The 11,514-nt window shown below is 74.3% G+C and carries 8 protein-coding genes; 6 read left to right on the plus strand and 2 right to left on the minus strand.

Features of this window, described 5'->3' with window-relative positions; all coding sequences use genetic code 11:
• From LB823_RS23035 to LB823_RS23045, 3 genes are all read left to right on the plus strand, one after another.
• Positions 1–1,367, plus strand: a 1,367-nt coding sequence (locus LB823_RS23035) for a hypothetical protein (RefSeq protein WP_308011493.1), incomplete at its 5' end; no start/stop codon positions are given.
• Between the two features lies 1 nt (position 1,368).
• Complete coding sequence (locus LB823_RS23040; RefSeq protein WP_224652001.1) at positions 1,369–2,169, plus strand: LLM class flavin-dependent oxidoreductase; 801 nt, start codon at positions 1,369–1,371, stop codon at positions 2,167–2,169.
• A gap of 47 nt (positions 2,170–2,216) precedes the next feature.
• Complete coding sequence (locus LB823_RS23045; protein WP_224652003.1) at positions 2,217–2,543, plus strand: hypothetical protein; 327 nt, start codon at positions 2,217–2,219, stop codon at positions 2,541–2,543.
• Here the strand turns inward: LB823_RS23045 and eccCa are convergent.
• Complete coding sequence (eccCa, locus tag LB823_RS23050; RefSeq protein WP_308011494.1) at positions 2,521–6,570, minus strand: type VII secretion protein EccCa; 4,050 nt, start codon at positions 6,568–6,570, stop codon at positions 2,521–2,523. The genes LB823_RS23045 and eccCa overlap by 23 nt on opposite strands.
• Positions 6,571–6,758: 188 nt before the next feature.
• On the opposite strand from eccCa, the gene eccD reads away from it, so the two are divergent.
• Positions 6,759–8,261: a type VII secretion integral membrane protein EccD gene (gene eccD / locus LB823_RS23055; RefSeq protein ID WP_224652007.1), complete on the plus strand. Its 1,503-nt coding sequence runs from the start codon at positions 6,759–6,761 to the stop codon at positions 8,259–8,261.
• Positions 8,261–9,520 carry a type VII secretion-associated serine protease mycosin gene (gene mycP / locus LB823_RS23060; protein ID WP_224652009.1) on the plus strand — a complete coding sequence of 420 codons (1,260 nt, stop codon included), beginning with the start codon at positions 8,261–8,263 and terminating at the stop codon, positions 9,518–9,520. The genes eccD and mycP overlap by 1 nt, the downstream gene beginning before the upstream one ends.
• A 3-nt stretch (positions 9,521–9,523) precedes the next feature.
• On the opposite strand, the gene eccB is transcribed toward mycP, so the two are convergent.
• Positions 9,524–10,942 (minus strand): type VII secretion protein EccB, encoded by a 1,419-nt coding sequence (eccB, locus tag LB823_RS23065; protein ID WP_224652011.1) that lies wholly within the window; start codon positions 10,940–10,942, stop codon positions 9,524–9,526.
• Positions 10,943–11,072: 130 nt separating this feature from the next.
• Between eccB and LB823_RS23070 the strand changes: the two genes are divergently transcribed.
• On the plus strand, positions 11,073–11,514 hold a 442-nt coding region (locus LB823_RS23070), incomplete at its 3' end, for a hypothetical protein (RefSeq protein ID WP_224652013.1).

An 11,514-nucleotide genomic window follows, 5' to 3' on the forward strand; every position in this document is an offset into this window, starting at 1 on the left:
CGACCACACGGGCTCCGCCGCTGCCGGGGCCCCCGCCGCCGTCCGAGCCGCCCGCGCCGGAGCCCGTGTGGTCGAACGCGCAGAAGCTGGCCTTCCGCCTGCTGTTCGTGCTCGGCGGCGGCATCCTGCTGCTGTCCGTGTACGGCAACGCGGGTCTCGCCATCCTGTGGAACGCGTCCGGCATCTGGTGGCTGCTCGCGCAGATCGGCAGCTTCGTCACCACCGGCGGGGGCGTCGACATCGTCATCTCCGGCGGCGGCGACAACCGGTGGCAATGGTCCATGCACCTCGGCTGGATCCTCGTCGGCCTGGTGATCGTGGTGGTGTGGACGGCGCTCGACCGGAACCGCCCCAATTACCGCTCCCTGCTGGGGCTGCTCGGCGTGTTCGCGCGGTTCGCGCTCGCGCTGTCGATGCTGTTCTACGGCATCGCCAAGGTGATCCCCACCCAGATGGGCTTCATGGCACTGCCCTCGCACCAGCTGCAGCTCACCGGCGACACCAGCCTGTTCTCCACGCTGTGGGGCTTCATGGGCGCGTCGGTCCCGTACATGGTGATCACCGGCCTGGTGGAGCTGACGGCGGGCGTGCTGCTGCTGTGGCGCCGCACCGCGGTGCTGGGATCGCTGGTCGCGATCGTCGCGATGGGCCAGGTCTTCCTGCTCAACCTGTTCTACGACGTGCCCGTGAAGATCATCGCGGGCGAGCTGCTGATCATCGCGATCGCCCTCACCGTGCCGTACGCGCCGAACCTGGTGCGGGCCGCGCTGAACCGCCCGACCGCGACCCCGGTGCCGCCGCTGCCCGTCGCCGGCGCGAGCCGCTCGTGGGCCCGGATCACCGGGCAGGTCCTCAAGTTCGGCATCGCGGGGATCCTGATGATGGTGCTCACGGCGAGCGGCGCGCTCATGACCTACGTGATCCACACCCCGCGCTCCGACCTCGACGGGGTCTGGCGGGCCACGTCCTTCACCGTCGACGGTGCCCCTGCCGGGCTCGCCCAGCGCGATCCGGCGCCGTGGTCGAACGTGGCGATCACCCTGCGCGGCAACGACTCCAACGCGGCCCTGAAGTCGCTGAGCACCGCGTACGACAGCGTGGTGACGCAGGAGCCCTCCGGGTACACCACCGCGTGGGGGCTCGAGGTGGACGGCGACGTGCTCGCGCTCCGCAAGAAGGAGGGCGACGCTCCCCTCCGCATCACCGCGCGCGTCGACGGCGACAAGCTGCACCTGAGCGGCACCGTGGACGGCAAGCGCATCGACGGCGTCTACGAGCGCCGGTACATGGAACGGGAGCGATCGCACTTCCGCTTCGTCCAGCCCGACGATTCCGGCGCCGCCGGCCCGGAGCAAGGAGGTTCCTGACATGACCAGACCATTCCGCTTCGCGGTGACCGCACTGCCGGTGCCGCAGCTCGGCGACTGGGCGACCTACGCCCGGTCGGTGGAGTCCGACGGCTTCGACGTGCTCGCGCTCCCCGAGAACTACCCGCTGCCCGACGGTTTCACCTCCGCCGCGGTGGCGCTGGGCGCGACTACGACGCTGGAGGTGGCGAACTACGTGGTGGCCGCGCCGCTGCACGATCCGAAGCACGCGGCGTGGCAGGCGCATTCGCTGGCGACGATCAGCGGCGGCCGGTACCGGTTCGGCATCGGCACGGGCCGGCCCGACGTGGCCGGCGACGCCGCCGCCCTCGGCGTGCCCTTCGGCACGGGCGCCGAGCGCCTCGCCCGCGTCGTGGACACGCTCGACGCCCTGGCCTCGCTCGACGGTGCCGGGCACACCCCGGTGCTCATGGCCGCGGGCGGCCCGAAGGCCCTCGCGGTGGCGCGCGAGCGGGCCGACACGGTGGCCGTCGCGACGGCGCCCACCACCACGGCCGAGGCCCTCGCGGCGCTGACGGCGCCGCTGCGGGACCGGGTGGAGCTGGCCTGCTCGATCTTCGCGGTGAACGGCTTCGCGCCCGACTACGTGAGCGCCTTCATCGGCACCGACCTCGACGCCCTGCGCGCCGTGGACTCCCCCGCGCTGGTGGACGGCTCCGTGGACGAGATCTGCGAGACGCTGATCCGCCGCCGCGAGGAGTACGGCTTCTCGCTCATCGCGCTCGGCGGGCACACCCTGGAGGCGATGCGCCCGGTGGTCTCGCGCCTGGCCGGGACGTGACGCGCCGACGCTGCCCGTCCCCGACCGTGCAGGCGCATGATGGAGGCATGCGCCCAGAACTGAGGTCCGTGCCCGGTGCCGCCCCGCAGGGCGTGGTGTTCGGCGATCCGCACGTCACGCCCGACGGGACGACGGTGATCACCGTCTCCCGAGTGCGGCGCCGGCGCAGCGGCGAGGACCGCGTCTCCGCGATCGGCGTCTACTCCGTCCGGGACGGGCAGGCGGTGTGGTCGCCGGCCGTCGACGCCGACCGGATCGCGCTCATCGGGGTGGCGACCGGCTTCGTCGCCGCCACACTCGCGACCCTCGCCGTGCTGCGTCAGCCCCCGTGGCCGGTGATGACCGGGACGATCACAGCGATCCGGGACCGGTAGCGCCCTCCGGTTCGTCGACCATCGCCACCTGCACCAGCTCCACGCCGCGCGCCCGGGAGACCCAGGTGCCGCGGCCGGGCGGCTGCGGCGACATCTTGACCGCGCCCAGAACGATGCCCTCCTCGCGGGAGCCGCTCATGACGAGGCCGTCGGCGGCGAGGTCGCGGATGCGGGCGAGGAAGCTCTCGTACAGGCCACGGGCGAGGCCGCCGCTGCGCCGCGCGACGATCACCTTGAGGCCGATGTCGCGCGCCTGCGGCAGCAGCTCCAGCAGCGGCGCCAGCGGGTTGCCGGTGGCGCTCGCGACGAGGTCGTAGTCGTCGACGATCAGGTAGATGTCCGGGCCGGTCCACCACGAGCGGTCCTTGAGCTGCTGCGGCGTGACGTCCGCACCCGGGCAGCGCTCGCGCAGGACCCGCTCGAGGTGCGCGACCATGGGGCTCAGCGCATCCGATGACGAGGCGTAGCCCGCGAGGTGGTCGCTCTCGATCACGCCGAGCAGCGTCCGGCGGTAGTCGACGAGGACGATCTTCGTCTGCTGCGGGGTGCCGCCGGCGACGAGGCCCGCGATGATCGTCCGCAGGGTCTCGGTCTTGCCGCATTCACTGTCGCCCAGCACCAGGAAGAAGGGCTGCGACTCGAACTGCAGTGTCGCGGCGGCGAGCTCGGATTCGCCGACGCCGAAGACGGCGTGCGTGGGCGGCGCGTCCCGGCGGGCCGGGATCCGGTCCCGGAGTACCAGATCGGGCAGCATCCGCACCTCCGGCGCGTGGTCCGCGTACCGCTCGCCGATCTCGGCGACCAGTGCCTCCTGCGCCGCGGGCAGGTCCTCGGACTCCGCGCCGCAGGGCAGCGCGACGAGCATGTGCAGCTGATCCGAGGTGATGCCGCGACCCGGCCGGCCGACGGGCACCGAACCCGCCACCCGACGGCCCATCTCCGAATCCATCGGATCGCCCAGCCGCAGCTCGATCCGCGTGCCCAGCTGGTCCTTCACCGCGGGGCGGACCTCGCCCCATCGCGACGCGGCGATCACCAGGTGCACGCCGTAGGACAGACCCTGCGCGGCGATGGCGTTCACCTGCGGCTCGAGCGACTCGAACTCACTGCGCAGCACCTGCCAGCCGTCGATCACGAGGAAGACGTCGCCGAACGGATCCGCCGCCGCGGCGGGGTGGGCCCGGTACTGCTCCATCGACGCGACACCGTGCTCACGGAAAGCCGCCTCCCGCCGCCGGATCACGCCCGTGACCTCCGCGACGGTGCGCCGCACCCGGTCCGGGTCGAGGCGGCCCGCGACCGAGCCGACATGGGGAACACCGGCGATGCTCGCGAGCGAACCGCCACCGAAATCGAGCGCGTAGAACTGCACCTGCCGCGGGGTGTGCGTGAGCGCCGCCGAGACGATCAGAGTGCGCAGGGCGGTCGACTTGCCCGACTGCGGACCACCGACGACGGCGACGTTGCCCTGGGCGCCGTTGAGATCGACCAGCAGCAGGTCCCGCCGCTGGTCGTACGGCCGATCGACCACGCCGATCGCGACGCGCAGCGGCGTGGAGTCGTTGCGCCGCAGGTGCTGCGCCAGCTCGCCCACCGCAGCCGACTCGTCGAGCGGCGGCAGCCAGACCTCGTGGGCGGGCAGGCCGTGCCCGGCCAGGCGCGCGACCATCGTCTGCAGGAGCGACGGTGCGCCGACCCCTGGCGCGGATCCGCCCGACGGGGCGGCCGGAGGCACGGGATCTCCCGGCTGCGCGGGAATCCGCATGAGCCCCTCGGGAAGCCCGGGCGACCGCCGCCGCTCGATCGGAGCCGCCGCATTGAGGTATTCGCGGACCGCGACGCTACCGACCGTGCCGCGGCGCACCGCCGCCGCCGCGGCGGCGGGTGGCTCGTACTCGCCCGAGACATAGCTGGCGTGGAAGCGGCGCGGCGGGTCGGCGTCGAACTTGAGGAAGCCCGCGCCCGGCGTCGACGGCAAGTGGTAGGCGTCCGGCACGCCGAGGACGGCTCGGGACTCGCTGGCGGAGAACGTCTTCAGTCCGATCCGGTAGGACAGGTGCGAATCCAGCCCCCGCAGCTTGCCCTCCTCGAGCCGCTGCGAGGCGAGCAACAGATGGATGTGCAGCGACCGGCCGAGGCGGCCGATCGCGACGAACAGCTCCGCGAAATCCGGCTTCTGCGAGAGCAACTCGGAGAACTCGTCGACGATGACCACGAGCGCGGGCATCGGCTCCAGCGGAGCACCCGCGCGGCGGGCCTTCTCGTACTCACCGACATTGGCGAAGTTCCCCGCCCGGCGCAGCACCTCCTGCCGTCGGTTCATCTCGCCGGAGAGGGCGTCGCGCATGCGGTCGACCATCGCGATCTCCTCCTCGAGGTTCGTGATGACCGCCGCGACGTGGTTCAGCGACTCGAGGCCCAGGAAGGTCGCACCGCCCTTGAAGTCGACGAGCACCAGGTTCAGGGCCTCGGGCGGATGCGTGGCGACCATCGAGAGCACCAGTGTCCTGAGGAACTCGGACTTTCCCGATCCCGTGGCCCCGATGCACAGGCCGTGCGGACCCATGCCGTTCTCCGCGGCCTCCTTGAGGTCGATCTCCACCGGCTCGCCCCGCGGCCCGACCCCGATCGGTACCCGCAGCCGCTCGCGGGCGGTGCGCTCGCGCCACACCGTCTCGGGCGTGACCGCGGCGGCGTCGGCGATGCCGATCAGGGCGGGCAGGCCCGGATCGCTCGCGCCCGCGTCACCGTCGAAGTCGAGCAGCTCGGCCATGGACGCCGGGCGGAACCGGCCGATCCGGCGGGCCGTGACCTGCGCGGCGCCCGCGGTCACCGCGTCGGGCTGCGCGAAGTACTCCACCCCGCCCGCACTGCGCGCGCCCAGCCGCCGGGCGTCGTCGATGACCAGCTGCAGGCCCCCGCGGACCGCGAGCGAGTCGGGCTCGGGCGAGAGGTCGAGCACGGTCACGCCGTCGATCCCGACGGCCGCGTCGAGCGCGCCGCCGGGCGTCACGGCGATCCCGCGGTCGAGCAGGATCACGTAGTGCGCACGCGCGGGATCGACGGGCGCGGAACGCGCGAACGGCCCGCGATCGGCGAGCTGGGGCGCGATGGCGTCCTCGAGCTCCGCTGCCGAGCCGTAGACCGTCCGCACGGGACCGAGGCTGTCGCACTCCGTCGGATGCGCCACGTGCGGCAGCCATTTCAGCCAGCCCCACTCGGCGGAGTCGACGTCGGGAGCGGCGACGACGATCCGCACGTGGTCGGGGCCGTGCAGGGCCGCGAGGGCGAGCAGCATCGCCCGGGCGACGTCGAAGACCTCGGCGCGGGGCCCGCTCAGACCCACGGCGGGGAAGCCGCGCAGGGCCACCGCGACGGGGAGCCCGGGCACGGACGCGCCGTGCCGGACGAAGCGGCGCAGCGCCACCGTCGACACCGGTTCGAGGTCCTCGAGCGGGCCGGTCTCCGGCGGCACCAGGCGGGTGGCGAGGCGCTGGCTGCCGACGCCGACGCGCACGTGCAGGAAGTCGGGGTCGGCGGGCCGGCGCTCCCACATCCGGCGGGTGCCGACGCAGCCGGGCAGCGCCGCCGGGTCGGGGTGGATCCACTCCAGGGCTGCGCGCTGCTCCGTGCGGGTGCGATCCACCTGTGCCCGGATCTGCCCCAGGTACCGCAGGTAGTCCTTGCGGTCCTCGTTGAGCTCGGCCGCGGACGTCCCGTTGCCCCGGTTGTTCATGCCGTACATGCCGAACATCGACATCAGCATCATGATCGGGAACATCATCATGAACGGGCTCTGCATCATGGCGCTGCCCGAGGTGAACATCAGCGCGATCATGCCGAGTACGGCGACCACCATTACGACGGGCAGGAGCTTGCCGAGCAGCCCGCCCGGAACCGCGCGCGGGATCTCGGGCGGCGCCTGCAGCGCCACCTCGCCGCCCGGCGTGCGCGGCGGCGCGAGTCGCTGCTTGCGCGCGAAACCCTCTGTGACGGGCTCGAAAACCACGTCGGTCGTGTCAGTCACCCTCGGTCTCCCCCGGGACTGCGGCGCGCCCCCACGCGCCGTCGTGGCATCACTGTGCACCCTCGCGATCGCACGCGGAAGACTTTCCGCGAACTTCGCGCGAATGGGAACCGATCGCCGACCTGGTGCGTCCAATGAGTATCGGGCCCTGTTCCGCGGGCGCGGATGACGGCATGCGAGGGGACGCTATGACCGACGTGATGGAGGAGACGACCGCCGAGGTGGCGCGGCTGAGCCGCGTCTCGGTGCTGTGCGGCGGTGCGCAGGTGGACGTCTCCCTGCCCCTGCTCACGCCGACGGAGGTGCTGATCCCGGAGCTGGTGCGACTCTTCGGCGACCGGATCGGCGGCTCCGCGGAGTCGGCGTGGTCGCGCCCCTGGCGCCTCGCGCCGGTCGGGGGCGAGCCGTTGCCCGGTCCGCAGACCCCCGCGGATGCCGGCATCGCCGACGGTGCGCTGCTGGTCCTGTTCGTGGCGGAGGCGCCGCCCCCGCCGCCGATCTTCGACGACGTCTTCGACCGCACCGCGGCCGATCTCGTCGCGAGCCGGCGCTGGGACGAGCGGGCGGCCCTGATCGTCGGACTCGTGGTGCTCGGGCTGGCGACGCTCGCGACCGGGGCGGTCGCGCTGCGCCTGGGCCTGGCCCCGCGCAGCGCCGACGGCGCCCGGCCCGCGGTCGACCACGTCTTCGCGCAGCTGTGGTGCGGCGCAGCGGCGCTGGCGCTGCTCACCGGATCCCTGCTCTCCGTCCGCCGGATGGCCGCTCCCGGGCCGGTGCCCACCGCGCTCGCCGTGTGCGCGACGGCGCTCGCCGGGGCGACCGGCGTCCTGATCGTGCCGCTGGGCGCGGACGGCCGGTACGGCCCCGCGCACGGGCTCCTCGCCACGGCGACGGCGGCGGTGGCCGCGCTGGTCGCGCTGCGGTTCACCGGCCGCGGCACGGTGGTGCACACGGCGCTGCTCGCCGCGGCCGCGCTCGCCGGACCGGCGATGTTCGCCGCGCTGTGGCTGCCCGGGCGGCGGGCCGCGATCGCCGCCACCATCGCGATCGCCGCCTACCTCGTGCTGGTCTTCGCGGCCCGGATCGCCGCCGTGGCCGCCCGCCTGCCGCTGCCGCACGTACCCGCGGCCGGAGAGCGGATCGACCCCATCGACGACGACCCGCCGCCCACCGTCGCCGGGATCGGCGCGGTGGCAGCGGGCCTGGACGAGGACCAGCCCGAGCGCGTCGTCCCGCCGCGTTCCGCCCTGGCGCAGCTCATCTGCACCGGGATCACCGTGGGTGCCGCGGTCGCGGGCGCGATCGCCACCCTCGCCGTGGGCGCCGCGTCCCGCGAGCTTCCGGGCCATCACCTCGCCTTCGCCCTGGTCATGGCCGTCGCCTTCTGCCTGCGCGGCCGCACCCACACGGAGCCGCTGCAGGCGGGAGCGGGCGTTCTCGCCGGGGCGGTCATCGCGATCGGCACCGCCACCAGCCTGGCGTGGGGCTTCGGCTCGTGGCCGGTGATCGGTCTGGTGGGCCTCGCGCTGATCGGGGTGCTCGCGCTCGCGTGCGGCGCGCTCGCCCCCGGCGTCGTCTTCAGCCCGGTGCAGCGGCGTCTGGCGGAGCTCGGCGAGTACCTCACGATCGCCGCCGCCGGGCCCCTGTTGGGCTGGGTGTGGGACGTCTACGCGACCGTCCGGAACCTCTGATGGGTCGGCGGATCCGCGCCGCGACCGCGGCGGCGGTGCTCGCGCTCGCCGTTCCCGCGGTCCCCGTCGGGCCCGCATCCGCCGATCCGCCGCCCGACGGTGCGCCGCGCGGCCCCGTCGCCCCGCTCGCCCCCACGGTCCAGCGGTCCCAGTGCAACACCTTGCGCACACAGCCCGGAACCGACTACACGCGTGCGGATCACGCCGCCCGGTCCCTGCGCTTCGACCAGGCCTGGCGGTTCACCCGCGGCGAGGGCCAGAAAGTCGCGGTGATCGACACCGGGGTCACGCCCCACCCACGGCTCGGCGAGGTGATCGCCGGCGGCGACTACGTCTCGTCGGGCGATGGTCGCGACGACTGCGACGCTCACGGCACGGCGGTCGCGGGCATCATCGCGGGTCGGCCCGCCCCGGGAGACGCCTTCGCGGGGGTCGCTCCCGCGGCGTCGATCATCGCGATCCGCCAGGCCAGTGCGGCCTTCGAGGCCCAGCAACGCGGCGCCAACAGCCACGGCAACGTGACCACCATGGCCTACGCCGTGGTGCGCGCGGTGGACCTGGGCGCCACGGTGGTCAACATCTCCGAAGTGGCCTGCGCCGGTTCGGCGTCCGCGCTCGGCGACGATGCTCTCGGCCGGGCCGTGCGCTACGCCGCGGACCGGAACGTCGTGGTGGTCGCGGCCGCCGGCAACGTCTCCTCGGGCAGCGCCTGCGCCGAACAGAACGCGAATCCGGCTGCGCCGGTGACGATCGCCTCGCCGGCGCGGTTCGCCGACCAGGTGATCGCGGTGGGCGCGACGGAGCCGGACGGCCGGGCCGCCGAGTTCTCGCTCGCCGGGCCGTGGGTCACCGTCGCCGCACCGGGCACCGACGTGACGACCCTCGAGCCCCGCGGCGCGGGGCTCGCGAACGCGCAGGTGACCCGCGAGGGAACCACCCCGCTCGCCGGCACCAGCTACTCCGCGCCGTACGTGGCCGGGGTGGCAGCCCTGGTCCGGGCGCGGTTCCCACAGCTGACGGCGGCGCAGGTGCGCAATCGGATCCTGGCGACCGCGCGGCGATCCGCGGGGATGGGCGACGCGGGGATCGTCGATCCCGTGGCCGCGGTGTCGGCAGTGCTGCCCGGCGAGGCTCCCGCGCCGGGCCGGCTGGAGGTGTCCGCCGCGCCGGCGCCGGACACGCGTCCGCGGACGTACGCCCTCGCCGGAGTCGCGCTCCTGGCCGTGGCCGCTGTCGCGGCGTGCCTGGCACGCCGCTGAGACTCAGCGGTCGACGGTGATCGGCGTGCCGTCGCGGGTCACTGCGGCGGCGGCGCGGGTGAGGTCGGGCCCCGCGGGAATCGCGGCCAGCACGGACCAGGCCACCGGTCGCGCCTTGTGCTGCAGGCCGAGGATCTGGGCCGTCGCCGCGTTCGGGATGCCGTACCGCACCCCCGAGTCCGAGACGTAGAACAGCCCGTCCCGGCGCTCGCCGCCGGGTTCGGCCGCCACCACGTACTCGCCCGAGCCGGACGGGATGGACGCGAAGTCGAGGGCGTCCCCGGCACCGTCGGCACCGGCGAGCGCGACGGGCTCACCCGGGCCGGGCGCGGCCCGGAAGGTCCGCAGTTCGACCGTGCCGCCGCCCGCGCCGTCGGTCGACGCGGCCGCGCAGATCACGGGTGCGTCGCGCACGGTCCGTACCGCGGGGCGGCGATCGGGCAGGTCGGCGACCGGGACGGCGCGTCGAGTGGCCGCCGCGGCCACGGCGGACGCCGACACCGTCCCGATCGCGGTGCCCGCGGGGTCGCCGGCGCGGATCAGGTCGGCGGCCCACGTGCCGACGGGCTGCACGCCGTCGGCGAGGACGACGTACAGGCGGTCGCGGTCGGTGTCGGAGACGCGTACGACGTCGCCGACGCGGGACCCGCTCACCGCGTTCGACGGCTGGCCGCGACCCGGGATCTGCGGCACCGCGATGGCATCGATCGGCTCGAAGGCGTTGAGCAGGGGCGCGCTGATCGCGCGGGCCGCGGCGCCGTCGATCCCGGCGAGCCTGCGCACCACCGGATCCGACGGGTTCACCGGCGCGCGCACGCCCCGGAAGAGCAGGAAGTGATCGTCGTCCCGGCGGACGAGCACGGCGCCGTCGTCCGCGGTCCCGGTGTCGATCGAGGAGACCATCGTGTCGAGTCCGTCCCGCGCAGTGGGCCGGTCCGACGGCGCCGGCCGCGTGCGGTCGCACAGCAGCCACGGCGCGGCCTCCTCGGTCCACGCTGCGACGGGCCCGAGGATCTGCGCGGGCGCGCCGACGATGCCCACCTCTGGGCCGCGACGGAAGTCGCTGAGCCGCTTGTCCTTCACCGACGTCGGCTGCGCGGCCTCGCCGACGACGAGGCGCGCGGAGGCGAGCCCGGTGACCGGGTGGAGCACGTCCTCGACTCGGACGTACAGCGCGCCGGACTCCTTGGCCAGCACGATCTTCGCGTCGCCCACGGCGCCCTGCGGCCGGAGCAGGGCGAGCACGCCGCAGCCGCCGGTGATCACGAGCGCGAGCACCAGGCCGACGATCAGCGACCGCGACTGCGACGCCATCGGATCGGAGATCATGCGTGGATCCCGGCGCAGCAGCGCGTGGTCCATCCGCCGCAGGATGAACCGGTACCCGCTGACCTGTGCGCGCGTGGTCAACTGCTTCCGCATGACGCCCTCCCCCAAGGTGCGTGTCGGCCGCTTCCCCCGAAGCGGCCCTACAGGCCCTCAGATTACGGTACTTTCGGCGCACAGCAGCACGTTTCGGGGGAGACGGCGCTCTTTCTGGGGGAGACGGAACATGGAACAGGCGACTGGATCGACCGGACTCGTCGCGCCCGGGCGCTGGCACCGCGCTGCGTGGCCGTCCAGCGGCTCGGTCCTCCTCGCGGAGGCCGCCGCGGCCGCCGCGGGACTGGGTACCGCCGCCCTGGGCGGGCCGCACTGGGCGGCCGCCACTGCGGCGCTGACGGTCGGCGCGGGAGCCCTCGTCCGGGTGCGCGGGACGTCGGGCGCGGAGTACGCGGCGGACCGGCTCCGAGTGCATGCCGCCGCCGGCGCGCTCGTCGAGGCGGCGCCGTATCCGGGCGGCGGCGAGATCGGGGTCCGCCGCGCCGAGCGCCGGCTGACCGCGTTCGTGCGGCTCGCGCCGCCCGCCCCGCGGCTCGTGACGATGCTGCGGCCGGAGGACCCGGCGATCCCATTGCGCCTGCTGGCCGACCTGCTCCGGCACGCGGACACCC

The sequence above is a fragment of the Tsukamurella sp. M9C genome, from assembly GCF_020169415.1.
In the GTDB taxonomy this organism is placed as follows: domain Bacteria; phylum Actinomycetota; class Actinomycetes; order Mycobacteriales; family Mycobacteriaceae; genus Tsukamurella.

What these genes read in the sequence shown, in the direction of transcription:
- LB823_RS23045 (WP_224652003.1), top strand. Translation starts at nt 2,217, where the DNA reads ATGCGCCCAGAACTGAGGTCCGTGCCCGGTGCCGCCCCGCAGGGCGTG.
- LB823_RS23040 (WP_224652001.1), top strand. Translation starts at nt 1,369, where the DNA reads ATGACCAGACCATTCCGCTTCGCGGTGACCGCACTGCCGGTGCCGCAG.
- mycP (WP_224652009.1), top strand. Translation starts at nt 8,261, where the DNA reads ATGGGTCGGCGGATCCGCGCCGCGACCGCGGCGGCGGTGCTCGCGCTC.
- eccB (WP_224652011.1), bottom strand. Translation starts at nt 10,942, where the DNA reads ATGCGGAAGCAGTTGACCACGCGCGCACAGGTCAGCGGGTACCGGTTC.
- eccD (WP_224652007.1), top strand. Translation starts at nt 6,759, where the DNA reads ATGACCGACGTGATGGAGGAGACGACCGCCGAGGTGGCGCGGCTGAGC.